The sequence below is a fragment of the Streptomyces sp. NPDC003247 genome (assembly GCF_042888135.1).
Lineage (GTDB): Bacteria > Actinomycetota > Actinomycetes > Streptomycetales > Streptomycetaceae > Streptomyces.
In genome coordinates this window covers 166,249-192,301 of record NZ_JBIAPF010000016.1, presented here as the reverse complement: position 1 = coordinate 192,301, position 26,053 = coordinate 166,249, and the positions used below count along the sequence as shown (strand labels likewise).

Genomic DNA, 26,053 nt, shown 5'->3' with positions numbered 1-26,053 from the left:
GAGGGGGCGATGGGGACGGGACAGCGGGGGAGGGGCTCAGGGGCCCAGCAGGCGCGTCAGGCCGTCGGCCAGGCCGGGGTGCCAACAGGCGTAGTCGTGGCCGCCGTTGAACTCCGTGTAGGTGACCCGGTGGCCGGACCGGCGCAGGACCTCGTGCAGGGCGCGGCTGTGCTCGACCATCGAGCCCTCGTGGAGACCGACGTCCAGGTGGACCGCGACCGACCGCGGGCCGGCCGCGGCGTACCGCGCGACGAGCCACGGCTCGCCGAACACGATGGGCTTGGGGCCCCGGGGCGGCGGCAGACCCGGCCGCCACCACAGGGACGAGGACTGGGCGAGGACGTTGCCGAAGCGCTCCGGACGCCGGTGGGCGGCGTGCAGCGCGGTGACCGCGCCCAGGCTCTGGCCGGCGACGACCGTGCGCGCCGGGTCCGTGGTCAGCGGCCAGCGTCCGGCGGCCCAGGGCAGCAGTTCGTCCGCGAGGAAGCTCACGAACGGCTCCCGGCCGCCGAGTTCACGCCAGCGGGTGTCGCGGTCCACGGCGTCGGGCGCCAGGACGGCGAGCGGGGGCAGCGCACCGTCGGTGACGAGCGCGTCGAGCGTGCGGCCCAGGGCGAGCCGCCCGAACCACATGTCGCCGTCGCACAGCGCCACCACCGGCAGCGGTTCATGGTCGGTGGGGCGGTGCCCCGGGGGCAGGTAGACCCAGACGTCACGGTCGCCGCCGAGTGCCGGGGCGCTCACCCGGTGCCGCTCCACGCGCCCGGTCGGTCCGCCGGCGGGCCGGTCGGCCCACGGCTGCGGCGGTGCGTCGGGCAGGTCGAAGACGGAGGCGTCCGCCCCGCCCCAACGGGTGGGCACCCGGCGCCGGTTGAGCGGGTCGGCGGCGGCGTGCACGGACAGCGACCGCAGCCGCTGCTGGAGCCCGGCCGGATCCATGGGCGGTTCCTTGGCCGAGACGTCGGCCGCCATGCGGTAGGAGCCGCGGTGGTCGGACCGCAGCAGCAGCCCCAGGTGCCAGACGTCGGTGCCGGGGACGTGTTCCAGGAGGGAGTCGGCCAGGCGGTCCCGGTCGACGATCCGGTTGGCGTGCAACAGCACCTGCCGGGTGGCCCGATGACCGCGCCACAGGAAGGTGACCGCCCGGTACCCGGGCCGGCCGTCGCACTCCTCGACGAGCGGGGTGCCCCGACGGCCGACCTCCTCCCAGAACGCGGCCGTCACGGCCGCGCGCCGCGTGCCGTCGGCGCACTCCGGGCGGTCCAGGTCCTCCAGGAGCCGCGCGATCCGCGGACCGGTGACGCGCACCGGGCGTACGGCGTCGGTGGTGTCCCGCCGTACGGGGCGGGTCTCCAAGGCGGACATCTCTCCCCCTCCGGGCCGTCGGATCACGTCGATGGGCGGCGCGCCGACGGCAGTTGGACATGTGGGCATGAAGTGTCGACGAGATCGTCAACAGCCCTGCTTAGGTTAGCCTAAGCTAAGCACATGTTCGCTGATCTGCGCCCCCGCCCCGGGGGGAAACGGCCGGCCCCGCCGGATCCGCCGACCTCGTCCGACGCGCCCCACGAAGAGGAAAGCCGCAGGTCGCGGGCTTCCATACGGGCATGGGGGCTGGTGCTCGGCCTGGTGTTGCTCAGCGCGACAACACTGCTTTCGCTAGGTGTAGGCGCCAAGCAGATCGCCCCGGACCAGGTGTGGAGCGCGCTGTTCAGCCCCACCGGCACCGAGAACGACGCGATCGTGCGGGAGTTGAGGCTGCCGCGCACCCTCATCGGCATCGCCGTCGGCGCCGCGCTCGGCCTGGGCGGCGGCCTCATGCAGACCCTGACCCGCAACCCCCTGGCCGACCCCGGCCTGCTCGGCGTCAACGCGGGCGCCTCCGCGGCCGTCGTCACCGCGATCAGCGTCCTCGGCATCACCACGTTCACCGGCTACCTGTGGTTCGCGCTCGCCGGGGCCGCCGTCGCCGCCACCGCCGTCCAGGCCCTGGGCGGCGGCCGGCACGCCACCCCCGTCCGCCTCGCCCTCGCCGGAACCGCCGTCAACGCGGCCCTCTTCGGCTACGTCAACGGCCTCCAGCAGTGGGACCTGAACGCGCTGGACGAGATGCGGTACTGGTCCGTCGGCACCCTCGCCAAACGCGACGCCGACCTGCTGATCACCGTGCTCCCACTGCTCCTGGCCGGCGCCGCCCTCGCCCTCGCCCTGGCCCGTCCGCTCGGTGCGCTCGCCCTCGGCGACGACCACGCGCGCGCCCTCGGCACGCGCGTGCGGCGCACCCGTGTCCTGTCCGTCCTCGCCATCACCCTGCTGTGCGGCGGCGCGACCGCCGTCTGCGGGCCGATCGCCTTCATCGGCCTGATGATCCCGCACGCGGCCCGCTCCTTCTGCGGCTCCGACCCGCGCTGGCTGCTGCCCTACTGCGCCCTCTACGCCCCCGTCCTCCTCCTCGCCTCCGACGTGCTCGGACGGATCGTCGTGCCCCCCTCGGAGATCGAGGTCGGCACCGTCACCGCCTTCCTCGGCGGCCTGCTCTTCATCCACCTGGTCCGGCGGCGGAAGGTGGCCCAGCTGTGAGCCTGCTCCAAGCGCCCCGCACCGCCACCGTCCTGCGCACCGGCACCTGGTCCCTGCGCTGCGTCCCGCGCACCCTGCTCACCTGCGCCGTGATCGCGGCGCTCACCGTCTGCGCCCTGATCCTCTCCCTGGGCACCGGCAGTTACGCCCTCACGCCCGTCGAGGTGGTGCGCACCCTCGCCGGGTCGGGGCCGCCCGGCGCCGAGTTCATCGTCATGGACCTGCGCCTGCCGCGGGCCCTCGTCGCCGTGCTGGTCGGCTTCGGGATGGGCCTGGCGGGCGCGGTGTTCCAGTCGCTGACGCGCAATCCGCTCGGCAGCCCGGACATCACCGGCTTCGGCAACGGCGCCTCGGCGGGCGCGCTCGTCGCGATCATCCTGTTCGACGCCGGAGCCCCGCAGACGGCGCTGGGCGCGGTCTGCGGCGGCCTCGCCACCGCCGCGGCCGTCTACGTCCTCGCCTGGAAGCGGGGCGTGCACGGCTACCGGCTCGTCCTCGTCGGCATCGGGGCCTCCGCGGTGCTCGGTTCGGCGACCAGCTTCCTCTACGTGCGCGCCGACATCGGCAAGGCGGCCCAGGCCGCGAGCTGGACGATCGGCTCGCTCAACGCCCGCGACTGGACGGACGTCCGCATCGCCGCGCTGGGCCTGGCCGCGCTGCTGCCCGTCGTCCTGGTGTACGCCCGCCGGCTGACCCTGCTGGAGATGGGCGACGACACCGCCGCCGCCCTCGGCGTCCCGCCCGAACGCAGCCGCCTGGCCCTGCTCGGCGTCGGCACCGGGCTGACCGCGATGGCGGTCGCCGCGGCCGGCCCGATCCCCTTCGTCGCCATGGCCGCCCCGCAACTGGCCCGCCGCCTCACCCGCGCCGCCGGCCCGAACCTCCTGCCCGCCGCCTGGACGGGCGCCCTCCTGGTCTCCGCCGCCGACCTCGCCACCCAGCGCCTCACCGGCTCGTCCCTGCTGCCGGTCGGCGTGGTGACGGGCGTGGCGGGCGGCGCGTACCTGGCGTGGCTGCTGCGCGGGGAACGGGGGGCGGGGCGTCTGTGAGCCGGGCCGGGGCGTCTGTGAGCCGGGCCGGGGCGGGGGTGGCGCGCGGGGGCGCGTCCCCGGCCCGCTCGTCGCGCACCCGACCGCCGCGTCCGGCGGCCGCCGCTCCTGGGTGACGGCCGAGTCCGGCGCGCACGCCGCGTACGCAGAGTCCGCCGCGCACGCCGAGTCCGCCGCGCACGCCGAGTCCGCCGCGCACGCAGAGTCCGCCGAGTCCGGCGCGCACGCCGTTTCCGTCGGCGGCGGCGATCGCGGTGGCCCCGCGGGAGGCCGCGGTGGTCGGCGCGGCGCGGGCCTCCGCCGCACCCCCGACGACAACTTACTTGAGTTACGCAACAAGATGGTACGGTGGGGCGTATGTCGACCGAACCGCTGTCCTCCGCCCCCGCCTCGGCGGACGTGACCGAGATCGAGCGGGCGCTCACGCGCATCACCTACCTGAGCACCCGTGCCCGTCGGCACGACCGGCTGATGGCACTGGCCGGTGTCCCCCTGGACCGCGCCGCCGTGGCCCTGCTCCGCCAGATCGCCGACACCGAGCCGCTGCGGCCGGGGGAGCTGGCCCAGCGGCTGGGGGTGGAGGCCTCGCACGTCACGCGGACCGTGCAGCACCTGGAGAAGTCCGGCCACGTCGTCCGGGTGCCGGACCCCGACGACGGCAGGGCGCAGCGGATCCAGCTCACCGACGACGGCCGCGCGGCCGTGGAACGGGTCCGCGACGCGGGCGCCCGCGGAATGCAGGCGGCGCTGTCCGACTGGACCCCCGAGGACCTGGGACAGCTCGCCGCGCTCTTCCACCGCATGGTCGACGACCTGCTCTCCCACGCCGTCGACGAGGAGACCGAGCGAACGCTGCCGCCGCCCGCGGGCGGCGCCTGACGGCCTGGACAGCGGCCCACGCAGGGCCGGGGCACCGGCCTGCCGGCCCCACCCTCGCGGTTCACGCCTCCTGCCCCGCGCCCGCCCCTCACCGCTCACGCCTCCTGCCCCGCGCCGCCCCGTCTTGCGGTTCACGCCTCCTGCCCCGCGCCGCCCCGTCTTGCGGTTCACGTCTCTTGTCCCGCGCCGCCCCTCGCGGCTCGCATCCCCCGCCCGTGCCCCTGCACCCCCGCGCGCCCCCGCACCCCCCGCCGTACGGCTGCGGCAACTTGGGGGACCCCCTCCGGGACCCGTCCTTACTTTCCAGTAGGATCGCCCGCCAGGCCGTCGGAGCAGCCCGTCGGAGCAGGCCGTTCAGAGCAGGCCGTTCAGAGCAGGCCGTCAGAGGAGGAACCGTGCCCCGGTCCGAACGCTCACCCCTGTTGCTCGCGGGCCTGCTGGCCGGCGCGGGCATCGCCCATGTCACGGTGCCACGCCCGTTCGACGCGATGATCCCCCGCGCGCTGCCCGGCTCGCCCAGGGCCTGGACGTACGCCAGCGGCGTCGCCGAACTGGCGCTCGCGGCGGGCGTGGCGATGCCCCGGACCCGCCGGGCGGCGGCCCTGGCCGCGACGGCGTTCTTCGTCGGCGTCTTCCCCGCCAACGTCAAGATGGCGCTCGACTGGCGCCACCGGCCCGCCCCGCTGAGGGCCGCGGCGATCGGCCGGCTTCCCCTCCAGGTGCCGCTCGTGCTGTGGGCCCGCAGCGTCGCCGGGCGCGCCGCGACCGGGGAGGGACACCGATGAGCGCCACGCCGCGGACCGGTGACCTGGTCGAGGACTTCGCGCTGCCGGACGAGACCGGCACGGTGCGCAGCCTCACGGAACTGCTCGCCGAGGGGCCGGTGGTGCTCTTCTTCTACCCCGCCGCCCTGACCGCCGGCTGCACCGCGGAGGCCTGCCACTTCCGCGACTTGGCCGCCGAGTTCGCCGCCGTCGGCGCGCGGCCCGTCGGCATCAGCGGCGACTCCGTCGACCGGCAGCAGGAGTTCGCCGGACGCCACACCCTCGGCATGCCGTTGCTGTCCGACGCCGACGGCGCGGTGCGGGAGCGGTTCGGTGTGAAGCGCGGCTTCTCCCTGGCACCGACCAAGCGGGTCACCTTCGTCATCGGGCAGGACCGTACCGTCCTGGAGGTGGTCCGCAGCGAGCTGCGCATGAACACCCACGCCGACCGTGCCCTGGAGGCACTGCGCGCCCACCGTTCCTGACCTCCGGCACGTCAGCCGCCGGGTGAGTCCCGGCGCTCGGCGTCGCTCACCGGGCGGCGGGCCCCGGCGTCCGGTGGTCCTCCGGCCGCCGGGGCCCGTCCGGTCAGAACTCCTCGTGCGTCTCCGGGTCGCCGCCCAGCCGCCGGTGGGCGCGGTCCGTGAGCGCCGCCGTCTGCGCCGCGTCCAGCTCGAAGCCGAACACGTCGAGGTTGGCGCCCTGCCGCCCGGGGTCGGACGACTTCGGGATGGGCACCGCGCCGAGCTGGACGTGCCAGCGCAGCAGGGCCTGGGCCGGGGTCACCCCGTGCGCCTCGGCGACGGCGGCCACGGCCGGGTCCGCCAGGAGGTCCGAGCCGCGGCCCAGGGGGCTCCAGCTCTCCGTGACGATGCCCTTGGCCTCGTGGACGGCGCGCAGTTCGTCCTGCGGCAGGAGCGGGTGCAGCTCGATCTGGTTGACGGACGGCAGGACGCCCGTCTCCTTCTCCAGCCGCTCGATGTGCGCGGCGGTGAAGTTGGAGACGCCGATCGAGCGGACCAGACCCTCCTCACGGAGCTTGATCATGGCCCGCCAGGAGTCGACGTACCGGCCCTGACGGGGGAGCGGCCAGTGGATCAGGTACAGGTCCACGTGGTCGACGCCGAGACGGCGGCGGGACTCCTCGAAGGAGGCGAGGGTCTCCTCGTACCCGTGGTGGCGGCCCGGGAGCTTCGTCGTGACGACGATCTCCTCGCGGGGCACGCCGGCGCGGGCGATGCCGCGGCCGACGCCCGTCTCGTTGCGGTAGTTCACCGCCGTGTCGATCAGCCGGTAGCCCTGCCGGATCGCCGCGGCCACCGCCTCCTCCGCCTGCGCGTCGTCCATCGGCCAGGTGCCGAGCCCCAGAACGGGCAGTTTCGTTCCGTCGTTGAGCGTGTGCACCGGGATGTTGCCCACCGTCGCGCCTTTCCTCGACCGTACCGTCGCTCCCAGCTTCGGGGACGGAGCGAGGATTGATCAACCGCGGCGGTGGGGGAGGAAGCCTGCGGGCGGCACCGGGCCGCACCCGACGACGATCGGAGCACGCATGACGACGGACAGCCGGACGACGGACGAGGCCGTGCGGGCGGCCGGACTTCAGGTGCGGCCGGTCGCCGGGCACATCGGCGCCGAGATCACGGGCGTCGACCTGGCCGAGGGGCTCGACGACACCCAGGTGGCCGCGATCCGGGAGGCGGTGCTGCGCTGGAAGGTGGTGTTCTTCCGCGGGCAGCGCCTCGACCACGCCGGACACGTGGCGTTCGCCCGGCGGTTCGGCGAGCCGGTCGTCCTGCGCAAGCGGGGCGGCGCCTCCCCGGCCGACGTCCCGGAGATCGAGACCACCGCCGACCGGCTGGAGCTCGGCGGCCGGTTCGGCATGGAGCACGACGAGTGGCTGCGGCGCCGCCGCCACACCCTGCTGCGCGGCTGGCACTGCGACCACGGCGCCCGTATCGACCCGCCGGCCGCGACGATCCTGCGCGCCGAGACCGTACCGCCCTACGGCGGCGACACCACCTGGTCCAACCTCGCCGCCGCCTACGCCGGACTCTCCGCGCCCGTACGGGGGTTCGTCGACGGGCTGCGTGCCGAGCACCGGCTCGGCGTCGGCTACCAGCCCCGCCCCGGCGACGACGCGTACCTGCGCCATCTGCTGGACCACCAGGTGGCGTCCGTGCACCCCCTGGTGCGCGTCCACCCGGAGACCGGGGAGCGCGTGCTGTACGTCAACGGCTACTACGTCGAGCAGATCACCGGCCTCTCCCGCGCGGAGAGCGCGGCGGTCCTGGAGATGCTCCTCGAGCAGGCCACCCGGCCCGAGTACACGGTCCGCTTCCGCTGGGAGCCGGGCAGCGTCGCCTTCTGGGACAACCGGGCCACCATCCACCTCGCCCCCGGCGACAACGCCCACCTCTCCTTCCCGCGCACCATGCACCGGGTGATGCTCGCCGGTGACGTGCCCGTCGGCGTGGACGGCAGGCCGTCGGAGCCGGTGACCGGGACCGCGCCCGGCCGCTGGTGAGCCCGCCACCCGCCACCCGCCACCCGCCACCCGCCGCCCGCCGCCCGTCGCCGGGCGCCTCAGCCCGTGACGCCGGACCGCCGGCCCAGCGCCGGACCCGGGCTTCGTCGCCATGTCGGTGCCCAGCTTCCGCGGCGGGCGTGGGGCGGCCGTCACGGTCTCCTTCTCGCAACGGGGTTCAGGCCAGGGGGACGGTGAACTCGTCCTCGACCGGCGGGTCCAGTTCCTGGGCACGGTTGCCGGTGGCCGCGTAGCAGCGCAGCCGCAGGCTCTCGGGCGTCACGTCCAGGCGCAGGAAGCACTTGAAGAAGGGCGGGCTGTACGTCGCCGAGCTCGGCGAGAACAACTGCGTGTAGATCTTGCGCACGGGCAGGCGGACGCGGGCGGCGCGGTCGGGGCGGCGGCCGGCCCCGAGCAGTCCGGCGACCAGCCGGATCCGCCGGGTGAGCCGGACCTCCCCGCCCGGCGTCCGGGTCGGCGGGATGCCCAGCCGCTCGGCGACCACGGCCGTGGCCTCGGCCTCGGTGAGGGCGAAGAAGCGGCGCAGCCGCAGCCGGCGGCCGTACAGGCGGCTGTAGAAGGCGAGGGAGTCGCCGCGCAGCGGATAGCAGCGGAAGTCCGCCTCGGTCACCCCGGCGACGTCGACGCGCGGGATGGTGTGCGTGGCGTGCATGAACGCGCCGCCACCGCCCGCGACGACGTACTGCAAGGTGCGGCCGTCCTCCAGACGCACCGGGTAGCGCTGGTAGTTGTGGATGTCGCCGCCGATCGCCACGACGTAGTGGTGCTCCGGGTCGCGCACGATCTCGTCGACCGTGCCGCCGCCCTCGATGGGGCACGGGTGGTGCTCGCCGTCCACGTACAGGGGCGAGCCGGTGACGAGGATCTTCGGCCGCGGCCCCCGCGACACCTCCCGCAGCCACGCGCCCTGTTCGGCGTCCAGGGTGCCCAGCAGGCCCGTGTCGATGCCGATGATCCGCACCGGCCCGGAGTCGATCGCCCAGTACGGTCCCGGCTGCACCGCCCGCTGGCACTCCGCGGAGCGCAGCGCACGGGCCTCGGCCAGGCGGCGGCCGTCGTCCGGGCGGGGCCGGTGCCACAGCAGCGAGCGCAGCCAGGCCCGGGTGAGCGGGCGCGGGGCGGGCTCGGCGGGCAGGGGCGGGGCGTCGTCGCAGAAGACGCGCATGAACCCGCCGAGGTCCTCGTACCAGTCGTGGTTGCCGGGTATCGCGTAGATCGGCGCCGGGTAGTCCCGGTACGGCCGGAAGAACTTGCCGTCGTAGTCGTCCGCGCTGCCGACGGGATAGATCACGTCACTGGCCAGGACGGCGAACCGCGTGTCCTGACCGGCTTTCAGGAAGCCGGGTACGACCGCGTACTGGGGGTCGTCGCCCTCTCCCGTGTCACCGATGACCATGAAGGAGAAGCGGTCCGGGTCCGTGCGCCGGATCACCTTGTCGGCCGGCGCCCCGGCGGCCTCCCGCTGCGCCACCCACCGGGCGCGCGTACGGCCCGTGGGATCGCCGAACCAGGACGCCAGCACACCGTTGCGCGCCGCCCACAGCATCCTGGGGTCCAGCCACGAGATCTTCTGGACGTCGCCGGGCATCAGCTGCTGGTACGCGCCCCGGCCGGCGCCGCCCCAGCCGGCGCCTTCGGCGGTCTCGCGTGAGGATGTGGCCATCGGTGCACCGTAGCAATCGATCAAGGAGGGAGTGCCGGCCGGGGGGTGGTGAACCGCCTTGTCCGGGACGGCGGTTGCCGGTGCGCGTGCGGGAGCGCCGCGCCCCTGCTCGGCCCTTGCTCTCAGCCCTTGCTCAGCCCCTGCTCCACGAGCGCCCGGTGGCCTTCCGGGGCGACGGCTCGCCGGCCGGGGCGGCCCGTCCGGTCCCGGCGGGCGGGTTCCACTCGCCGTCCCCGAGGACGAGGAGCGGGTCGAACATCACCACCACCCCGGCCAGCACCAGGAAGACGATCGGCCCGATGAGCATCGGCAGCAGCAGGGAGGTCGGGTTGTCGCCGGCCCAGGACGACGTCGTGCCGTGCACATGCACGCTGACGGCGGCCATGGCGGTGTAGTGCATCCCGGACACGGCGACGCCCATCACCAGGCTCGCCCCGAGGCTCGTCACGAAGCCGCGGATCGTGACGGCCGCCCACAGGGCCGCCGTCGCGGCGACGATCGCGATCAGCACGGAGAGGGCGACCGCGGCCGGGTCGTAGGTGATGCTGCCGTTGAGCTGCATGGCCGCCATGCCCAGGTAGTGCATGGTGGCGACCCCGATCCCGGTGACCGATCCCGCGAGGCACAGCACCGCGCCGCCCGCGCCGCGGTACCCCACGACGAACACCCCGATGCCCACGACCACGACCGCGACGACCAGACTGAGCACGGTCAGCCCGACGTGGTAGCCGATCCGGGTCTCCTCCACCTGGAACCCGATCATGGCGATGAAGTGCATCGTCCAGATGCCGCAGCCGATCGACACGGCTCCCAGGGCCAGCCAGCCCGGCTTCCACGCATGCCCGTTGATCAGCGAGCGCACGATGCAGCGCAGCCCCAGGGCCCCTCCCAGGCAGGCCATCACATAGGCCGCCACCGGGGTCACCACCCCGTACCGGAAGCCGTCAATCGTACCTTCCATCGCCAACTCCCCCCAGAGCGACGTTTGTTGTAGGGGAAGGTCTACGTGTGACCACCGGTGAAAGCAAGTCCTTCCGGCCAGTCCGTCGGGAGGGGGAGCCGTACCGCACCGAGGGATAACCCTCGAAGCTCCGATCCGTGGATGACATGCCCCGGACAATCCTGTCATCCTCCACCCAACTGCCGCTCACACGCGGCACGCCGCCCCCCACAGCGCTCGAGGTCCCGCGCACCTCAGCTCGTGCCGGACAGCACACCCGTCTGCCCGGTCTGTCACCGGCCGCCACCCGCGGCCGCCGCAGTAGGAGTACGAGTGAGACCCAACCCCCGCAAGCGGACCGCGGCCGGAGCCGCCCTGCTCTCCACGCTCGCCGTCCTCGCTCTCGGTGTCCCGTCGACCCCCGCGGCGGCGCAGCCCGCCGCCGCCCCTCACCCCAGCCCCCTGCGCGCCGGCGGCCTGCCCGCCGAGCTCACGCCCGCCCAGCGCACGGCACTGATCAAGAGCGCCGAGACGAAGACGACGGACACGGCCGAGTCGCTCGGCCTCGGCGCCCAGGAGAAGCTGGTCGTCAAGGACGTCGTCAAGGACAACGACGGCACCGTGCACACCCGTTACGAGCGCACGTACGCGGGCCTGCCCGTCCTCGGCGGCGACCTCGTCGTGCACACGCCCCCGGCCTCGTCGGCGACCGGCACGGTGAGCACGACCTTCAACAACGACCGCCGTACCGTCTCGGTCAAGTCCACCACGCCCACGTACGGCAAGGCGGCCGCCGAGACCAAGGCCCTGAAGGCCGCCGAGGCGCTCGACGCCCAGGACCCCGCCGCCGACAGCGCCCGCAAGGTGATCTGGGCGGGCGAGGGCACCCCGAAGCTCGCCTGGGAGACGGTGGTCGGCGGACTCCAGGACGACGGCACCCCCAGCCGGCTGCACGTGATCACCGACGCCACCACCGGCGCGGAACTGCACCGCTACGAGGACATCAAGACCGGCACCGGCAACAGCCAGTACAGCGGCACGGTGACCATCGGCACCACGCTGTCCGGCTCGACGTACCAGCTGTACGACACCACGCGCGGCGGCCACAAGACGTACAGCCTCAACAACGGCACGTCGGGCACCGGCACCCTGATGACGGACTCCGACGACGTCTGGGGCACCGGTTCCGGCTCCAACACCCAGACCGCCGGTGTCGACGCCCACTTCGGCGCCCAGGTGACGTGGGACTTCTACAAGAACACGTTCGGGCGCAGCGGCATCAAGAACGACGGCGTCGCCGCCTACTCGCGCGTCCACTACAGCTCGGCGTACGTCAACGCCTTCTGGGACGACGACTGCTTCTGCATGACCTACGGCGACGGCACCAGCAGCACCCACGCGCTGACCTCGCTGGACGTCGCCGGCCACGAGATGACCCACGGCGTCACCTCCAACACCGCGAACCTCAACTACACGGGTGAGTCCGGCGGGCTGAACGAGGCCACCTCCGACATCTTCGGCACGGGCGTGGAGTTCTACGCGGCCAACTCCACCGACGTCGGCGACTACCTCATCGGCGAGAAGATCGACATCAACGGCGACGGCACCCCGCTGCGCTACATGGACGAGCCCGACAAGGACGGCTCCTCCGCCGACAGCTGGTACTCCGGCATCGGCAACCTCGACGTCCACTACTCCTCGGGCCCGGCGAACCACATGTTCTACCTGCTCTCCGAGGGCAGCGGCAGCAAGACCATCAACGGCGTCACCTACAACAGCCCGACCTCCGACGGCGTCGCCGTCGCCGGCATCGGCCGGGCCGCGGCCCTCCAGATCTGGTACAAGGCGCTGACGACGTACATGACGTCCAGCACCAACTACGCGGGCGCCCGCACCGCCGCCCTGAACGCGGCCACCGCCCTCTACGGCTCCAGCTCCACCCAGTACGCCGGGGTCGGCAACGCCTTCGCGGGCATCAACGTGGGCAGCCACATCACGGTCCCGTCGACGGGCGTCACGGTCACCAACCCGGGCAGCCAGTCGGCCACCGTCGGCACCGCCGTGAGCCTCCAGATCGCGGCGAGCAGCACCAACAGCGGTTCCCTGACCTACGCGGCGAGCGGCCTGCCCGCCGGCCTGTCGATCAGCAGCTCCACCGGGCTGATCTCCGGTACGCCGACCACGGCCGGCTCCTCCAGCACCACCGTGACGGTGACCGACTCCACCGGCGCCACCGGCACCGCGTCCTTCACCTGGACGGTCAGCTCCTCCGGAGGCGGCGGCTCCTGCACCTCGGCCCAGCTCCTGGGCAACCAGGGCTTCGAGTCGGGCAACACCACCTGGACGGCGTCGAGCGGTGTCATCACCAACTCCAGCAGCCAGGCGGCCCGCACCGGCTCCTACAAGGCCTGGCTCGACGGCTACGGCTCGACCCACACCGACACGCTGTCGCAGTCGGTGACGATCCCGAGCGGCTGCACCAACACCACGTTCACCTTCTATCTGCACGTCGACACGGCCGAGACCACCACCAGCACCCAGTACGACAAGCTGACGGTCACCGCCGGGTCGACCACCCTGGCCACCTACTCCAACCTCAACGCGGCCTCCGGCTACGTGCAGAAGTCCTTCAGCCTCGCCTCCTTCGCGGGCTCCACCGTGACCCTGAAGTTCACCGGCGTGGAGGACTCCTCGCTCCAGACCAGCTTCGTGGTCGACGACACCGCCGTCACGACCGGCTGATCCGCACGCCCTGACCGACGTCCCGCACCCGGACTCCCTCCGGGTGCGGGACGTCGTCGCGTTCAGCTCAGCGGGTCCAGCGTCAGATACGCCTGGACCGGGGAGCCGTCGTGGACCAGCGACTCCTGCTGTCCGACGTCGTCGAACGCGAACGCGTACGCCTTGCCGTCCGCCATCTGCGCGTGGACGGCGCGGGCGTAGTGGTTGGTCACCGCGTCCTGGTAGAAGTCCGCCGGTGAGGTGTCCGGCTGGGAGGGGTCGGTCAGGAGCGTGGAGCGGTTGAAGCCCGCGCACAGGGTGCGGGAGATCGGCCCGCGCACGGCGTCGTTGGGGGCGTCCAGCAGCTTGTGGCAGCCGAAGACGCTGGACGCGTCGGGCTTCTGGAAGCTCGTCACGACCGTGCCGGAGGAGTCGGTGAAGTCCAGGACCCCGCCCGAGACCCGGCCGTGGTACGTGAGGCCCGGCTGGTCGGCGAACGGCGTCACGGTCAGGGTCGTCGTGGCGTACTTCTGCCAGACGCGGTTGACGTAGTCGTCCATGACGTCGGCCGGGAGGGCCCCGGTCTCCACCCCGTACAGCGGGGAGAGCGCGCGCAGCACGGTGCCGTCGGACCGGGTCTGGATCAGGTTCGCCCAGCCGCCGGACTGTCCGCGCAGGGCGGCGAAGAACGCGTCGTAGCCGCCCGCCTTGAGGTGCCCGGTGCTGGCGGTGCCGCCGTCAGCGCCCTGCACACCGACCGCGTACGGCGCGGAGAACATATCGACCTGTGTGCTGTTGAGCCACAGTCCGGAGTTGTTGAGTGTGTACTCCGACCAGTTGAACAGGATGTCGCGGTTGGGGTCGGTGGGGTTCTGCACGGCCGGCTGCACGAGTCCGCCGGTGGTGAGCCCGAACACCAGCTTCTGTCCGTAGGAGAAGTAGATCCGGCCCGAGAACTTCGGTAGCCGGATCGTCGCCGACCGGCCGGCCGCCGGGCCCGCGATCGAGGCGTCCGGGGCCGGGGTGGGCGGGGTGCCGCCCGCGGGCCACGCGTGGAACGTGCCGTTCGCGTCCGCCCAGCCCTGCTGTCCGGTCGTCAGGAGGGTGCCCAGGTTGTAGACGTACAGCGGTTCGCCGCGGCCGGAGTCGTTGGTGATCGTGAGGGGGACGGTGTCGGGGACGGCGGCCCGGGCCGGTGGCCCCAGGGTGAGCAGGGTGCAGACGAGAGCGGCGGCTCCCGCCGCTGCCGCCAGCCGGGACCTGAGGGTGCGCAGCACGCTCCACCTCCGTGCGGGGAGACCTGTGGGGGTTGGTCCATACCTTGCGTGAGAGCGCTCTCACGGTCGCACTGGGATGTGGGCATGTCAATGATGGAGGGTGGGGGGAGGCGCCCGGGTGAAGGCACCCGGGCGCCTCGGTGCTCCCTCAGAACGTGCGCTTGAGCAGGTCCAGGAGGGCCGTCCAGTGCCGCTCCGCCCCCTCCTCGTGGTACGCGGCGGTGTCGGCCTGGGTGAAGCCGTGGTGCGCGCCCGGGTAGACCTCGCAGTGGTGGCGGACCCCGGCCTCGGTCAGCGCGGCGTCCAGGCGCTCCATCTGCTCGGGCGGCAGGGACGGGTCGTCGTCGGCGTGGCCGAAGTACAGCTCGGCGGTGACGCGGCCGGCCACCAGGTGCGGGCTGTCCGGCGTGTCCGTCGCCAGCCGGCCGCCGTGGAAGCCGGCCGCCGCCGCGACCCGGTCCGGGTGGGTACCGGCGGTCAGCAGGGAGAGGCGGGCGCCCATGCAGTAGCCGGTCACCGCCACCGGACCGCCCGTGACCAGCGGGTTCTCCGCGAGCCAGCGCAGGTACGCGTCGGCGTCCCGCATGGCCAGGTCGTTCGTCAGGGACTGCATGATCGGCCGCAGGCTCGCGAAGATCTCCGGGCGTGCGGAGGGGTCGATGAACTCGGGCAGCTCCACGACGGGGGCGCGCCCGTGGCGGTAGAACAGGTTCGGCACCAGCACGGTGTACCCGGCCCCGGCCAGCCGGTCCGCCATCGCCCGCAGGTGCGGGCGCAGCCCGAACGCGTCCTGGTACAGCAGCACGCCCGGACGGGGTGCCCCGTCACCGGGGTGGGCGAGATAGGCGTCGGCGACGCCGTCCTCGGTGGGGACGTCCACAGCGGTTCCCTGTACGGAGGTCAAGGGGGTGCCTCTCTGCGCGGTTCACGGCGAGCAGTCGACCGGTCCGGCGGGGCCCGGCCGGGACCCATCGTTGCACGCACCATCCAACCGGCCGTGAGGGCCCCCGGTGAGTGGGGCGTTCCTCGGGGCGCTTCTGACGGATCTCCGCGGCGTCACACGGAGATCCGTCAGAAGCGCCCTGACCCGGGCGCCCGAGGTGTCACCTACTCGAACCGTGTGGTGTCACCCGCCCCGTGGCGCACGATCTCCGCCTCGCCGCTGGAGAAGTCGACGACCGTCGTCGGCTCGGTGCCGCAGTCCCCGGAGTCGAGCACCCCGTCCACGACGTGGTCGAGCCGGTCCTTGATCTCCCAGCCCTGGGTCATCGGCTCCTCCTCGCCGGGCAGCAGCAGGGTGCTCGACAGCAGCGGTTCGCCGAGCTCGGCGAGCAGGGCCTGCGTGACGACATGGTCCGGGATGCGCACGCCCACGGTCTTCTTCTTCGGGTGCTGGAGCATGCGCGGCACCTCCTTCGTCGCCGGGAGGATGAAGGTGTAGCTGCCGGGCGTCGACGCCTTGATCGCGCGGAACACGTCGTTGTCCACCCGCACGAACTGCCCGAGCTGCGCGAAGTCCTGGCAGACCAGGGTGAAGTGGTGCCGGTCGTCCAGCTCGCGGATGGACCGGATCCGATCGACACCGTCCCGGCTGCCGATCCGGCAGCCGAGCGCGTAGCAGGAGTCCGTCGGGTACGCGATGAGCGCGTCCCCCCGGATGGCCGCCGCGACCTGGCCGATGGTGCGGGGCTGGGGGTTGTCGGGGTGCACGTCGTAGTACTTCGCCATCCGCCGAGCTTATTCCGTGCCGCGGAACGTGCGGCGCAGGCCATCGGCCTCGCGCCGTGGGGGTCGCGCCAGGCGGGCCGCGCCAGGCGGGCCCGCGCGGGGTCGGCCGGGGTGCCGGTGGGTCCAGCTCCAGGTACCTCTTTTGACATAGGTATCCGCGAATACCTACACTCGACACATGTCCGACACCAGCGCGCCTTCCCGGGGCACCGACCGCGTGGCCTCCGAGCTCGCGGCCTGCCTCCCCGCGCTGCACCGGGCCCTGGACCGCCGTGTCGTGTCCACCTACCCCCTGCCCAAGCCCCCCGAGGGGCAGCTCCTGCTGCTGAAGTTCGTCGCGCAGCAGGAGGGCGCCACCGTCCGCGAGGCCGCCGAGGCCCTGCTGATGAAGCCCAACAACGTCAGCACCCTGGTCTCCCAGCTCACCGCACAGGGCGACCTGGAGCGCCGGCAGGACAGCGCCGACAAGCGCGTCGCCCACCTGTACCTGACGGCGACCGCGCGCCGGCGCCTCGGCGAGGTCCGCGACCTCGAGACCGCCTACCTCGCCGAGGCGCTGGACGCCCTCACCGACGGCGAGATGGACGCCCTCGGCTCCGCGCTCGGCGCGCTCACGTCGCTCACGCGCCACCTGCACGCCGCCGCGCACTGACACCTCCCTCCGCGGGTCCCTCCGCACGCCCCTCGCCGCACGGCGCCTCCGCACGGTGCCGCCGTGCGACGCGGCCGCGTGCCCCGCCCGCCTTCCCACCTCACGCACACAGACAAGGCCTCTCCATGCCGTCCACGACCGTGGATCCCTCCGGCGTGCCCGCGCGCAGCGCGGAGCAGCCCCCGGCCGCCCCCGGCCGCTTCCGCTCCAACCCCTGGCTCACCCTCTGCGCGGTCGCCTTCGGCCTGTTCATGGTCCAGCTCGACGCGTCCGTCGTCGCCATCGCCAACCCGGAGATCGGGCGCGACCTGAACGCCTCCACCGCCGACCTGCAATGGGTGACCAACTCCTACCTGCTCGCCCTCGCCGCCACCCTCATCCTCGGCGGCAAGCTCGGCGACCGCTTCGGCCGCCGCACCTTCTACCTGGCCGGCGTCGCCGGATTCGCCGTCTCCTCGGTCGCCATCGGCCTGTCCGGCTCGATCACCGGCGTCATCGTCTTCCGTGCCCTCCAGGGCGTCTTCGGCGGTCTGCTGATGCCCAACACCCTCGGACTGCTGCGCGCGGTGTTCCCGCCCCGCAAGTTCGGCATGGCGGTCGGCATCTGGGCCATGGTCTCCGCCGTCTCCACCGCGCTCGGCCCGATCGTCGGCGGACTCCTCGTGGAGAACGTCAGCTGGGAGTCGGTGTTCTACATCAACCTCCCCATCGGCGTCGTCGCGTTCGTCTTCAGCGCCCTCGTCCTGCCGCAGTCCAGGAACTCCACCGGACACCACCGCTTCGACGTCCCCGGCGTGATCCTGCTCGCCCTCGGCCTGCTCAGCCTCGTCTTCGGCGTCGTCAAGGGCGAGACCTGGGGCTGGACCGCGGCCGGCACCTGGGGCGCCGTCCTCGCCGGACTCGTCCTCCTCGCCGTCTTCGGCCGGTACGAGACCCGCGTCGAACACCCGCTGCTGCCCATGCGCCTGTTCCGCAGCCGCGCGCTGACCATCGGCGCGGTCGTCACCGCGCTCAACTTCTTCGTGATGCTCGGCGCGATCTTCTTCATCATGCTGTACCTCCAGAACGTGCGCGGCTACACCCCCGTCGAGGCCGGTGTCCGCACCCTCCCGCTGAGCCTCGCCTCGCTCGTCGCCTCCCCGCTCGGCGCCGCCCTCACCGGCCGGTTCGGCGCCCGCTTCTGCATGCCGCTGGGCATGGTCCTCCAGGCCGCCGCCTGCTTCGGCATGCTCACCTGGTCCACCGACTCCTCCTACGCCACCATGTGGCCGCCGTTCGTCGCACTCGGCCTCGGCGTCGGCATGGTGCTGGCGGCCTCCTCCGACGCCATCGTCGGCAACGCCCCCGTCAGGGACGGCGGCGTCGCCGGCGGCCTCCAGGCCACCACCCTCCAGATCGGCGGCGCCCTCGGCACCTCCGTCCTGGTCTCCGTGATCAGCGCCGAGGTCGGCTCCACCCTGGGCGGCGAGCTCACCCGCGCCGGAGTCCCCGCCGCCGCGGCCGCCGGGCTGAAGGAGGCCGAGGACGCCGTCGCCATGGGCGTGGCCCCCGTCTCCGAGGGCATGCCCGCGCAGCTGCGGGCGGCCGTCGTCGAGGGCAGCGACCAGGCCTTCATGAACGGCCTGCACACGGCGTCCGTGGTCACCGGCCTGCTGTGCGTCGTCGGCGCGGTCCTGGCCGCCGTCGGCATGCGGAGGTCCACGCCGTCCGAGTGACCGGACCCCTCCCGGCCGCTCCCTCCCCTGCCGACGGGCCACCCGCTCCGTCGCCGCGCCCGCCCGCTCCGCCCGCACCCGCGGGCGCGGTGGGCGGGCGCGCGGCCCGGGTGAGGTAACGTCCCTGACCGATATGACGGGTTCGGCCCCGACCGGGGCCGCGAGGACGAGGAGAACGCCGACACATGGCTGGCCGGGACGCCGAGAAACGTCACACGGACGGGGACGGGAAACGTCACACGGACGTGACGGACTCCGCCGAGTCGACGTGGGAGCAGCAACTCCTCGACCACCTGCGCCCCACCGCACGCGACGTCCGCCGGATCGTCGACTGGCTGGCCGCCACCGTCGACGCGACCGTCTCCCTGCGCGACGACGCCGGCACCCTCCTCGCCGGCCGGACCGTCTCCCTGGACGAGGACCTGGCCGCCGACATCGTCGCCGGCCGCATCGCCTCCGCCGCCTGCGAGGACGACGGCCGCCACCTGCGGCTGCTGCGGGTCGACCTGCCGCCGCCCGCCGGCGCCGGCGTCCTCACCGTCTCCCGCACCGCCCCCTTCGACCGGCGGACCTCCGAGGTCGTCACCCACACCACGGCCGCCCTCGCCCTGCTGCTGTGCGCCGAACGCACCACCGCCACCGGACAGCGCCTCGCCCGCGCCACCTCCGACCTGCGCCTGGCCATCCTCCAGCTGCTCATGGTCGAGGACACCGTCGCCGCCCGCCGGGTCGCGGCCGGCCTGTGGCCCGGCCTCCTCGACACCGACACCGCCTGCGTCTACGTCGTCGAGAGCACGCCCGACGACCGCGACCGCCTCGCCGAGGCGTGCATCGCCGCCACCCGCGACCACGCCCTGGTCGTCCGCTGCCCCGCCATGGACGCCCACGTCATCGTCGTCGCCCCGCACGACACCGCCGGCCCCGCCCTGCGCGGCCTGTGCGACCGGCACCCCGACACCTTCCTCGGCGGCAGCCTCCCCCAGGGCCTCGCCCACACCGCCACCGCCTACGGACAGGCCGTCAGCGCCCTCGCCGTCGCCCACTTCCGCCCCGGCAAGGCGGCCGTCCACGCCGAACGCACCCACCCCGAACGCCTGATGGACCCCGCCGTCGTGCACGCCTGGACGACCCGTCTGCTGCGCCCCCTCGACACCCTCCCGCACCACACCCGCGCCGAACTCCTCGCCACCACCCGCCTCGGCCTGGAGTTCACCGCCGTCAACACCGCGAAGGTCCTCGGCGTCAGCCGGAACACCGTCCGTGCCCGCATGGAACGCGTCGAGACCCTCCTGGGCACCGACTTCGCCGACCTCACCGTCCGCGCCGCCGTCCACCTCGCCCTCACCGCGCAGGCCGGCCTCGACGACCTGGGCAGCGGCCCCGCCACGGCCCCCGTCCACCTCGACGACCTGCTCACCGGGCCCGCCCTGCACTCCTGGGCCGGCGACCTGCTCACCCGTCTGGACACCGACCCCCGCGACCTGCGCCGCACCCTGCGCACCTGGATCGCCGCCGGCGGCAACGCCGAACGCGCCGCCCACCTGCTCGGCGTCCACGCCCAGACCGTCCGCGAGCACGTCCGCAGCGCCGAACCCGTCCTCGAACGCCAGCTCCTCGCCGCCGGCAGCGACCTGTACGAGGTCGTCCTCGCCCATCTGATCACCGGTGACCTCGACCGGCCCCGCCTCCACCCGGCGCAATCGGGCCTTCCGGACGCACCTGTGCACAGGTGAGCCCTCCGGCCGGACGAGCGGGCACCGGCACGATTCCCAAGTCGCCCGCCGAGCACGTAGGTTCGAGACGTCGCGGGGGTACGACCGGAGCGGGGGACCGGTCGTACCCCCGCGCCGTCACGCGCCCGGCCGCTCAGCCGCGCGGGCGGACCGGGATCTCCCGCCAGCCGAAGGCGATGAACGACGGCACCTGCCGCAGCGCCTCCGCGCCGCAGTCCAGGCGCAGCTCGGGGAACCGCTCGAACAGGGCGGGCAGCGCGGTCAGCGCCTCCATCCGGGCCAGCGGAGCGCCGATGCACCGGTGCACCCCGATCCCGAACGCCAGATGGTCGTCCGCCCCGCGCGCCGCGTCGAACACGGCCGCGTCCGGCCCGTAGTGCGCCGGGTCCAGGCCCGCCGCCGCGTACGTCGTGACGATGGCGTCCCCGGCCGGGACCGTCACGTCCCCGACCGCCAGGTCGTCGACGGCGAACCGCAGCGGCAGCGAGGCGATCGAGGGGTGCACCCGCAGCGTCTCGTCCACCACCGCGTCCCAGCCCATCTCGCCCCGCCGCACGGCCGCCAGCTGCTCGGGCCGGTCCAGCAGCGCCACCACCGCGTTCCCGATGAGGTTCACGGTCGTCTCGAACCCGGCCCCGATCACCAGCAGCAGCGTGTGCAGCAGCTCCTCGTCGCCGAGCCGGTCGCCGTCCTCGTCGCGCACCCGGATCAGCTCGGTCGTCATGTCGTCGCCCGGGTGCTCCACCTTGTGGGCGATGAGCCCGCCCAGCACCGCGCCGATCTGCTCCTGCACGAACGCGGCGTGTTCCGGGCTCGGGTCGGTGGTGTCCATGATGGCCGCGATCAGCCGGGCCGTGGCGTCCCTCATCCCCTCGGGCACGCCGAACAGTTCGCAGATGATCCGCATCGGCAGCGGATGCGCGAACCCCGCCTTCAGATCGACCACCTCACCGCCGTCCGCCAGATCGTCCAGGAGCTCGGCGGTGATCGCCTCCACCCGCTCCCGCAGCGCCTCGGTGCGCCGGTGGGTGAAGCTCGGCGCCACCAGCTTGCGCAGCCGCGCGTGGTCGGCGCCGTACGTGGAGAGCATGTTGACCACGCCGACCCAGCCCAGGATCCAGGCCCAGGAGGGGTGTTCGCCGATCTCGGGCCACAGCCGCCAGTGCCGGCGCGGGTCCTTGCTGACCCGCGGGTCGAGGATCAGCTCCTTCAGGACGTCGTAGCCGGTGGGCGCCCAGGCCGGGATGCCCCCGGGCAGCTCCACGGGCACGAGCGGACCGAGGGCGCGCAGCCGGGCGCTCTCGCCCGGGATGTCGGAGCCGAACGGGTCGAGGGCGACGCGGTCGACGCGCGGGGTGAGGGTCACGACGGGACTCCTGGCTGGTCGGGGGAGCGGGGCGCGAAACGGACGGGCAGGGCGGTCAGCGAGCGGTGGAACGGGCCCGGCCGCCAGCTCAGCCGCTCGCGGGGCAGGACCGGGGCGAGATCGGGCAGCCACTGGGTGAGCCGTTCGATCGCCTCCGTGACCAGCAGCAGCACGTGCTGCCGGACCGGGCAGGCGTGCGGACCGGCACCCCACGACAGGTGCGAGGCGTCGCGCGGGTGACGGCCGCCGGCGTCCTCCCCTCCGGCGAGGGGGGCGCCCTCCCCGCCCCGCGGGCCGTGCGGGAGGCCGAGCGCCCCGTACGACACCACCACGGGCACCGCGTCGCGCAGCCGCACCCCGTGCAGGACCGCCGGCCTGCGGGCGTAGTAGACGCCGTAGTTGGCCAGCGGCGTCTCGTGGTGCAGCACCTCGACCACCGCGTCCATGACCGGGCGGGCGCCGCTGGTCAGGGTGGAGTAGTAGGCCGGGTTGCCGAGGATGCGGGACAGGGTGTTGGAGAGCAGGTTCGCGGTGGGCTCGTAGCCGGCGCCCAGGGTGAGGAACACCTGCCAGGTGACCTCCTCGCGGGTCAGCCCGGCCGGGTGGGCGAGGAGCCGGCTCGGCAGGTCGTCGCCGGGGCGCTCGGCCTTGGCCTCGATCAGCTCCAGGACGTACCGGGCGTACTGGGCCTCGCCCTCGGCGGCCTGCGCGCCGCCCTCCATCATCTTGCCCAGACCCTCGTCGAGCCGGTCGCCCTGGCTGTCCGGCAGCCCGAACAGGTCGTTGAGGACCAGCGCCATCAGCGGCCGCGAGAAGTCACCGACCAGGTCGGCCTCGCCGCGCGGCCCGATCCGGCCGGCCAGCAGCCGCACCGCCCGGTGCACGCGCGCCCGCAGGTCGTGCGGCTCCACCAGGTCGAACACGTCGATGAGGGTGGCGCGGTAGCGGACGTGGGCGGCCCCGTCGGCGAACAGGGCGTTCGGCCGCCACCGCATCATGCCGAGCACCGGGGAGTCGGCGGGGACGGTCTCCTCCCACGCGCGCGGGTCGTGCGAGAACGTCTCCGGGTCGCGCAGCACGTCCAGCGCCGCGCTCCGGTCCGTGACCAGGTACGCCGGCACCCCGGGCGCCAACTCGGCCCAGCCGACGGGCCCCTGGGCGCGCAGGGCCGCGTAGTAGCGCCGCGGATCGGCCGCGAAGCCGTCCTCCCACAGCCGTACGGGCGCCGACCGGGGGACGTCGGCCCGGTCCGGGGCAGCGGTCATCGGTCCTCCTCGGATCCTGCCTCGATCAGGTGGTCTACCAGGGCGAGCAGCGCGTCGACCGAGGAGTCCGCGTCGCGCGCGTCGCACGTCACCATCGGCGTCCCCGGCTCCAGGTCCAGCGCCCGCCGCAACCGCTCCTCGCCGTGGTGCCGCGGGGCGTCGGGAAAGGCGTTGAGGGCGACCGCGTACGGCAGTCCGCTCTCCTCCACCAGACCGAGCACGTCGAACGACGCGTCCAGCCGGCGGCTGTCGACCAGGACGAGCGCGCCGAGCGCCCCGTGGGCGATGTCGTCCCACAGGGACCGGAACCGCTCCTGGCCGGGGGTGCCGAACAGGTACAGCACCACCCCGCCGGGCAGGCTGATCCGGCCGAAGTCGATGGCGACGGTCGTCGTCGCCTTCTCCCGGACCCCGGCCAGGTCGTCCACTCCCGCGGACGCCTCGCTGAGCGGCTCCTCGGTGTGCAGCGGCCGGATCTCCGAGACCGAGTCGATCAGGGTCGTCTTGCCCACCCCGAACGGCCCCGCGACCAGGATCTTCACCAGGTCGCGGGCGGTGTCGGGCAGGTGGATCGCGTCGGGTGCGCCGACACCAGGTCCTGTCGTCGCGTACTGGATGTACTCGGGTCTGGGCCCGGTGCGGTGAGAGGACGTGCATGGCGTCGCCGGGCAGGCGGGGATGTGACGACAGGGCCTAGGGGTGCTTGAGGGCGCGGAGGCCATCGGCCACTCTCTTCAGCAGGTCGGGGTCGAACCGGTCGGCGGGCGGGATCGGCGCGCGGGTGAGGAGCAGGTCCCGGTCGGCGAGACCGCCCGCCAGGACGCGCACCGCGGAGACCGGCAGCCGGAGCAGCGCCGCCGCCTCCACCACCGTGAGCGAGCCGCCCTCCAGGACGTCCAGCAGGGCGAGTTGGGCGGCGGGCAGTCCGGCCGGCACGGGCTCGGCGCTGCGGGCGAGCACCGACAGCCGCTCCAGGTGGGGGCGGCTGGGCCGGGCCACCCCGCCGGTCGACAGGTAGGCGGGGACCAGGGGGCGGCCGGCCCGGCGGCCGGTCATGCCGGGGCGGTGTCGTCGGCTCCCCGGGGCACGGCCGCCATGGCCTTCTCACCGAGCCGCGCCACCTGGGAGTGGACCCGGTGCGCCAGCAGGTCCAGGCGCACCTCGCCGTCCCCGTACGCGGCGACGCAGGTGCCGTGGTCCGTCGGCACGATCAGGACGTAGCCGTGGTCCGACTCGATGACGATCTGGCGCACCTCCGCCCGGTCCCGGTCGGCGAAGGCGGCCGCCGCCGTCCGGCAGGCTCCCTGCACGGTGCTGGTGATGGCGGCCACCCGCTCCGCCGACGGCCGCGACAGCGCGTCGGTGTACCCCGTCACGAGCCCGTCGCGGGTCAGCATGACGGCGGCCAGCACGTGCGGCACCTGGAGGACCGGTTCCAGCACCCATGCCGTGTCGCCCGTGTTGCGGCTGGTCATCGGGCCGCCCCTCCTTCGTGGTCGGTGTGGTCGGTTTCGTGGGCCGCCGGTGCGGGCCCTTCGGGTGCGGCCTCGGCGCGGGCCGCGGCGGTGCCGGACTGGAGTGCGCCGAGTGCGGCGGCGGCGTCCTCCGGGCGGCGCGCCGGCGGTGGCGGCACGGACCGCTCGGGTGCGGACCGCTCCGGCGCGGACCGCTCGGGTGTGGCGGTGGCCCGGCCACGGCGGCGGCGCTGCGGCAGCCCGTCGGGGTCGCGGGCCGCGGGGTGGCGCAGGGGGTCCGGGGCGGTGTCCTGTGTGCCGTAGGCGTGCGCGGTGGACCGGGCCGCCGGTGCGGACGGGGGCGAGGGGGTGGGCTGCGGTGCCGGGGCGGCCGGGACGGCCGAGGCCGGAGATGCGGTTGAGGCCCGAGGTGCAGCAGAGGCTGGAGGGGCGGTCCGGGCGGTTCTGCGGGTCGTCCGCGGGGCGCTCGGCGCCGGGGGCCGGTCGGCCGGGTCGAGGTGGCTGAGGAGGCGGCTGTCGACCCGCAGGACCGCCCGGACGCCGCCGTAGGGGGAGACCGAGGACAGGTCGACGGCCAGGTCGAACTGGCGTGTGAGCCGGCCGATCGCGGCCAGTCCCATGCGCGGCGGGTCACCGAGGTCGGTGAGCAGGACCGGATCGCTGCCGGCCACCAGCCGCTGGGCCCGGTCGCGTTCGTCCTGGGTCATGCCGAGGCCCGCGTCGTCGACGGTGACGCACACCCCGTGGCGGACGTGCTCCAGGCTCACCACCACGTCGGTGTCCGGCGCGGAGTGCCGCAGGGCGTTGTCGAGCAGTTCGGCGACGACGATGGCGACGGGCTCCACGGCGTGCGAGACCAGGGCCGTGCCGGGTTCGAGGTGGTTGTGGACCGTGACCCGGTGGTACCCGGCGAGCCGGGCCTGGCCGCCGGTGACCGCGTCCACCAGGTGCGACTCCTCGCGGGCGAGCCCCACCCAGGCCCCGCACACCACCGCGGCGACCTGGGCGCGGCGCAGCGACTGCTCGTTCTCGTGGTCGAGCTGGAAGAGGATCTGCGCCAACTCGGGGTCGTCGTAGCGCTGTTGGAGGCCGCGCAGGGCGTCCTGGAGCCGGTACAGGGCGGCCTGGATCTCCCGGGTGGCGCCGCGCATGCCGGCCTGTGCGGCGGCGTCGACGCGGGTGCGCTGGTCGGCGACCTCGGACTGCACCGCCAGCAGGACGTTCTCCAGGGCGATGCCGAGGGGGGTGCCGAAGGTGAGGGGCTGGAGCGGGCCGGGGACGTCGAGGTGGGGGTGGGCGACCTGGCGCACGGCGGCGGGCACCCGCCGGGCCGCCAGGTGCGTGACCTCGGCCGTGAACGCCTTGGAGGAGCCGTCGAGCCGGGTGTGCAGCGCGGTGATCTCCGCGTGCTGCCGGGTCCGTTGCCGTCGTAATCGCAGCAGCCCGCCCCCGAGGGCGAGCGCGGACAGTGTGCCGGCGGCGAGGCCGCCGGCCACCAGGTCCGGTAATTCGATCATCGATTCGGTTCCTGGGAGGGTCGGGCGGATCGGAGACGGGAGGGCAGGGGGTGCGGGGAAGGCAGGGAGGGGCCCGAGGCGATCGGACCGGGCACCCGCAGCACAGTACACACCGTCATCGATCGGTCTCGCACGGTGGAGCGGTACTTCGCTCCGAAAGTGCTCGGTATCTGATCGCTTCTGC

Annotated in this window: 23 protein-coding genes; 10 read left to right on the top strand and 13 right to left on the bottom strand. The window is 73.9% G+C overall.

All coding sequences use genetic code 11. From position 1 onward, the window contains the following. Positions 1-36: 36 nt before the first annotated feature. Positions 37-1,365: an enterochelin esterase gene (gene fes, locus ACFYWQ_RS38200; RefSeq protein ID WP_389523650.1), complete on the bottom strand. Its 1,329-nt coding sequence runs from the start codon at positions 1,363-1,365 to the stop codon at positions 37-39. Between the two features lie 123 nt (positions 1,366-1,488). Here fes and ACFYWQ_RS38195 point away from each other — a divergent pair, with 123 nt between their 5' ends. From ACFYWQ_RS38195 to ACFYWQ_RS38175, 5 genes are all read left to right on the top strand, one after another. Continuing rightward, positions 1,489-2,580, top strand: a complete 1,092-nt coding sequence (locus ACFYWQ_RS38195; RefSeq protein ID WP_389523648.1) for a FecCD family ABC transporter permease — start codon at positions 1,489-1,491, stop codon at positions 2,578-2,580. Next, entirely contained in the window at positions 2,577-3,629 is a 1,053-nt protein-coding gene (locus ACFYWQ_RS38190) for a FecCD family ABC transporter permease (RefSeq protein ID WP_389523645.1), read from the top strand. The genes ACFYWQ_RS38195 and ACFYWQ_RS38190 overlap by 4 nt, the downstream gene beginning before the upstream one ends. 357 nt (positions 3,630-3,986) lie before the next feature. After that, positions 3,987-4,508, top strand: coding sequence for a MarR family winged helix-turn-helix transcriptional regulator (locus ACFYWQ_RS38185; RefSeq protein ID WP_389523641.1), 522 nt, complete (start codon positions 3,987-3,989; stop codon positions 4,506-4,508). A gap of 395 nt (positions 4,509-4,903) precedes the next feature. Next, entirely contained in the window at positions 4,904-5,293 is a 390-nt protein-coding gene (locus ACFYWQ_RS38180) for a hypothetical protein (RefSeq protein ID WP_389523637.1), read from the top strand. Then, positions 5,290-5,757: a peroxiredoxin gene (locus ACFYWQ_RS38175; RefSeq protein ID WP_389523635.1), complete on the top strand. Its 468-nt coding sequence runs from the start codon at positions 5,290-5,292 to the stop codon at positions 5,755-5,757. The genes ACFYWQ_RS38180 and ACFYWQ_RS38175 overlap by 4 nt, the downstream gene beginning before the upstream one ends. A 103-nt stretch (positions 5,758-5,860) precedes the next feature. On the opposite strand, the gene ACFYWQ_RS38170 is transcribed toward ACFYWQ_RS38175, so the two are convergent. Beyond that, on the bottom strand, positions 5,861-6,691 hold the full coding sequence (locus tag ACFYWQ_RS38170) for an aldo/keto reductase (protein WP_389523632.1): 831 nt from the start codon (positions 6,689-6,691) through the stop codon (positions 5,861-5,863). 130 nt (positions 6,692-6,821) lie between these two features. Between ACFYWQ_RS38170 and ACFYWQ_RS38165 the strand changes: the two genes are divergently transcribed. Beyond that, entirely contained in the window at positions 6,822-7,796 is a 975-nt protein-coding gene (locus ACFYWQ_RS38165; RefSeq protein WP_389523629.1) for a TauD/TfdA dioxygenase family protein, read from the top strand. A gap of 178 nt (positions 7,797-7,974) precedes the next feature. Here ACFYWQ_RS38165 and ACFYWQ_RS38160 read toward each other — a convergent pair whose 3' ends face one another. Next, positions 7,975-9,480, bottom strand: a complete 1,506-nt coding sequence (locus ACFYWQ_RS38160; protein WP_389523626.1) for a metallophosphoesterase family protein — start codon at positions 9,478-9,480, stop codon at positions 7,975-7,977. Between the two features lie 133 nt (positions 9,481-9,613). After that, on the bottom strand, positions 9,614-10,441 hold the full coding sequence (locus ACFYWQ_RS38155; RefSeq protein ID WP_389523623.1) for an MHYT domain-containing protein: 828 nt from the start codon (positions 10,439-10,441) through the stop codon (positions 9,614-9,616). Between the two features lie 312 nt (positions 10,442-10,753). Here ACFYWQ_RS38155 and ACFYWQ_RS38150 point away from each other — a divergent pair, with 312 nt between their 5' ends. Further along, a complete protein-coding gene (locus tag ACFYWQ_RS38150; protein ID WP_389523619.1) occupies positions 10,754-13,162 on the top strand; it encodes a M4 family metallopeptidase in 2,409 nt (802 codons plus the stop codon). Positions 13,163-13,224: 62 nt separating this feature from the next. Here ACFYWQ_RS38150 and ACFYWQ_RS38145 read toward each other — a convergent pair whose 3' ends face one another. The 3 genes from ACFYWQ_RS38145 to ACFYWQ_RS38135 all read right to left on the bottom strand — a co-directional run bounded on the left by ACFYWQ_RS38145 (position 13,225) and on the right by ACFYWQ_RS38135 (position 16,146). Next, complete coding sequence (locus tag ACFYWQ_RS38145) at positions 13,225-14,418, bottom strand: glycoside hydrolase family 64 protein (RefSeq protein ID WP_389523616.1); 1,194 nt, start codon at positions 14,416-14,418, stop codon at positions 13,225-13,227. Positions 14,419-14,566: 148 nt separating this feature from the next. Next, positions 14,567-15,322 carry a dienelactone hydrolase family protein gene (locus ACFYWQ_RS38140; RefSeq protein ID WP_389523613.1) on the bottom strand — a complete coding sequence of 252 codons (756 nt, stop codon included), beginning with the start codon at positions 15,320-15,322 and terminating at the stop codon, positions 14,567-14,569. 203 nt (positions 15,323-15,525) lie between these two features. After that, a complete protein-coding gene (locus ACFYWQ_RS38135; protein ID WP_389523610.1) occupies positions 15,526-16,146 on the bottom strand; it encodes an L-threonylcarbamoyladenylate synthase in 621 nt (206 codons plus the stop codon). A 178-nt stretch (positions 16,147-16,324) separates the two neighbouring features. Here ACFYWQ_RS38135 and ACFYWQ_RS38130 point away from each other — a divergent pair, with 178 nt between their 5' ends. From ACFYWQ_RS38130 to ACFYWQ_RS38120, 3 genes are all read left to right on the top strand, one after another. Beyond that, the gene (locus ACFYWQ_RS38130) at positions 16,325-16,798 is read left to right on the top strand and encodes a MarR family winged helix-turn-helix transcriptional regulator (RefSeq protein WP_389523606.1); all 474 of its coding nucleotides are present in this window, start codon (positions 16,325-16,327) and stop codon (positions 16,796-16,798) included. 125 nt (positions 16,799-16,923) lie between these two features. Continuing rightward, positions 16,924-18,513 (top strand): MFS transporter, encoded by a 1,590-nt coding sequence (locus ACFYWQ_RS38125; protein ID WP_389523603.1) that lies wholly within the window; start codon positions 16,924-16,926, stop codon positions 18,511-18,513. A 185-nt stretch (positions 18,514-18,698) separates the two neighbouring features. Continuing rightward, positions 18,699-20,246, top strand: coding sequence for a helix-turn-helix domain-containing protein (locus ACFYWQ_RS38120; protein WP_389523601.1), 1,548 nt, complete (start codon positions 18,699-18,701; stop codon positions 20,244-20,246). Positions 20,247-20,379: 133 nt separating this feature from the next. Here the strand turns inward: ACFYWQ_RS38120 and ACFYWQ_RS38115 are convergent, their stop codons facing one another. Genes ACFYWQ_RS38115 through ACFYWQ_RS38090 form a run of 6 tightly spaced genes read right to left on the bottom strand, consistent with a single transcriptional unit; the run spans position 20,380 to position 25,869 of the window. Continuing rightward, complete coding sequence (locus ACFYWQ_RS38115; RefSeq protein WP_389523598.1) at positions 20,380-21,612, bottom strand: cytochrome P450; 1,233 nt, start codon at positions 21,610-21,612, stop codon at positions 20,380-20,382. Further along, a complete protein-coding gene (locus ACFYWQ_RS38110) occupies positions 21,609-22,877 on the bottom strand; it encodes a cytochrome P450 (protein WP_389523597.1) in 1,269 nt (422 codons plus the stop codon). Before ACFYWQ_RS38110 ends, ACFYWQ_RS38115 begins: the two co-directional genes overlap by 4 nt. After that, the gene (locus tag ACFYWQ_RS38105) at positions 22,874-23,599 is read right to left on the bottom strand and encodes an ATP/GTP-binding protein (protein WP_389523594.1); all 726 of its coding nucleotides are present in this window, start codon (positions 23,597-23,599) and stop codon (positions 22,874-22,876) included. Before ACFYWQ_RS38105 ends, ACFYWQ_RS38110 begins: the two co-directional genes overlap by 4 nt. Then, positions 23,571-23,933: a DUF742 domain-containing protein gene (locus ACFYWQ_RS38100; RefSeq protein WP_389523592.1), complete on the bottom strand. Its 363-nt coding sequence runs from the start codon at positions 23,931-23,933 to the stop codon at positions 23,571-23,573. Before ACFYWQ_RS38100 ends, ACFYWQ_RS38105 begins: the two co-directional genes overlap by 29 nt. Continuing rightward, positions 23,930-24,352, bottom strand: a complete 423-nt coding sequence (locus ACFYWQ_RS38095) for a roadblock/LC7 domain-containing protein (protein ID WP_389523589.1) — start codon at positions 24,350-24,352, stop codon at positions 23,930-23,932. Before ACFYWQ_RS38095 ends, ACFYWQ_RS38100 begins: the two co-directional genes overlap by 4 nt. Further along, a complete protein-coding gene (locus ACFYWQ_RS38090; protein ID WP_389523586.1) occupies positions 24,349-25,869 on the bottom strand; it encodes an ATP-binding protein in 1,521 nt (506 codons plus the stop codon). Before ACFYWQ_RS38090 ends, ACFYWQ_RS38095 begins: the two co-directional genes overlap by 4 nt. Between the last annotated feature and the right edge of the window lie 184 nt (positions 25,870-26,053).

Bases quoted from the DNA above. Each gene is read 5' to 3' on its own strand.
- ACFYWQ_RS38125 (WP_389523603.1), top strand. From the start codon at position 16,924: ATGCCGTCCACGACCGTGGATCCCTCCGGCGTGCCCGCGCGCAGCGCG.
- ACFYWQ_RS38175 (WP_389523635.1), top strand. From the start codon at position 5,290: ATGAGCGCCACGCCGCGGACCGGTGACCTGGTCGAGGACTTCGCGCTG.
- ACFYWQ_RS38120 (WP_389523601.1), top strand. From the start codon at position 18,699: ATGGCTGGCCGGGACGCCGAGAAACGTCACACGGACGGGGACGGGAAA.
- ACFYWQ_RS38090 (WP_389523586.1), bottom strand. From the start codon at position 25,869: ATGATCGAATTACCGGACCTGGTGGCCGGCGGCCTCGCCGCCGGCACA.
- ACFYWQ_RS38165 (WP_389523629.1), top strand. From the start codon at position 6,822: ATGACGACGGACAGCCGGACGACGGACGAGGCCGTGCGGGCGGCCGGA.
- ACFYWQ_RS38195 (WP_389523648.1), top strand. From the start codon at position 1,489: ATGTTCGCTGATCTGCGCCCCCGCCCCGGGGGGAAACGGCCGGCCCCG.
- fes (WP_389523650.1), bottom strand. From the start codon at position 1,365: ATGTCCGCCTTGGAGACCCGCCCCGTACGGCGGGACACCACCGACGCC.
- ACFYWQ_RS38135 (WP_389523610.1), bottom strand. From the start codon at position 16,146: ATGGCGAAGTACTACGACGTGCACCCCGACAACCCCCAGCCCCGCACC.
- ACFYWQ_RS38105 (WP_389523594.1), bottom strand. From the start codon at position 23,599: ATGGCCTCCGCGCCCTCAAGCACCCCTAGGCCCTGTCGTCACATCCCC.
- ACFYWQ_RS38095 (WP_389523589.1), bottom strand. From the start codon at position 24,352: ATGACCAGCCGCAACACGGGCGACACGGCATGGGTGCTGGAACCGGTC.
- ACFYWQ_RS38110 (WP_389523597.1), bottom strand. From the start codon at position 22,877: ATGACCGCTGCCCCGGACCGGGCCGACGTCCCCCGGTCGGCGCCCGTA.
- ACFYWQ_RS38160 (WP_389523626.1), bottom strand. From the start codon at position 9,480: ATGGCCACATCCTCACGCGAGACCGCCGAAGGCGCCGGCTGGGGCGGC.
- ACFYWQ_RS38155 (WP_389523623.1), bottom strand. From the start codon at position 10,441: ATGGAAGGTACGATTGACGGCTTCCGGTACGGGGTGGTGACCCCGGTG.
- ACFYWQ_RS38130 (WP_389523606.1), top strand. From the start codon at position 16,325: ATGTCCGACACCAGCGCGCCTTCCCGGGGCACCGACCGCGTGGCCTCC.
- ACFYWQ_RS38185 (WP_389523641.1), top strand. From the start codon at position 3,987: ATGTCGACCGAACCGCTGTCCTCCGCCCCCGCCTCGGCGGACGTGACC.
- ACFYWQ_RS38100 (WP_389523592.1), bottom strand. From the start codon at position 23,933: ATGACCGGCCGCCGGGCCGGCCGCCCCCTGGTCCCCGCCTACCTGTCG.